The organism is Roseateles sp. P5_E1 (genome assembly GCF_054049335.1).
In genome coordinates this window covers 1-504 of sequence record NZ_JBFUMN010000530.1, presented here as the reverse complement: position 1 = coordinate 504, position 504 = coordinate 1, and the positions used below count along the sequence as shown (strand labels likewise).

The 504-nt window shown below is 65.7% G+C and carries 1 protein-coding gene; it reads right to left on the bottom strand.

What is annotated here, in order from left to right:
• Positions 1-225 precede the first annotated feature (225 nt).
• A partial coding sequence (locus ACXJKJ_RS32470; protein ID WP_457395884.1) for an energy transducer TonB occupies positions 226-504 on the bottom strand: 279 nt, incomplete at its 5' end.

The following is a 504-nucleotide window of genomic DNA, read 5'->3' as shown; positions in this document are numbered from 1 at the left end:
GCATCGCGCTGGTGCTGCGGCGAGGCGTGCATGTCGTGGGCATGGGTAACACTCATGGCGGACTCCTGGTGTCGTTGTGACAGCCGCAGTCTTGCCCGTGAACGGTTGCGGATGTGTCACCGCAACGTCAACGCGGCGACTGCATTCCCGACGAGGTTCAGCTTGATGAGTCGTTGCCAAATCGCCGCGCGTGACAGCCGCGCGAACGAGGATGGTTGCAGCGCATTACTGCGGCTTGAAGTCGAACGGCACTTCAATGCTTCCCGGCACGGCCTGGCCATTGCTGTGCGCCGGGGTGAAGCGCCAGCGACGCACGGCATCGGAGGCGGCACGATCAAGATCGCGTGAACCGCTGCGCTCGATCACCGTGACATTGGACGGATAGCCCGTGGCATCCACCTCCACGCGCACCACCACCGTGCCGGTATCACCGCGACGCAGTGCGGCCGGCGGGTAGCTTGGCGGCGGCGACTGATCGGCGATCGGCTGTGGACGCTCGCCGCC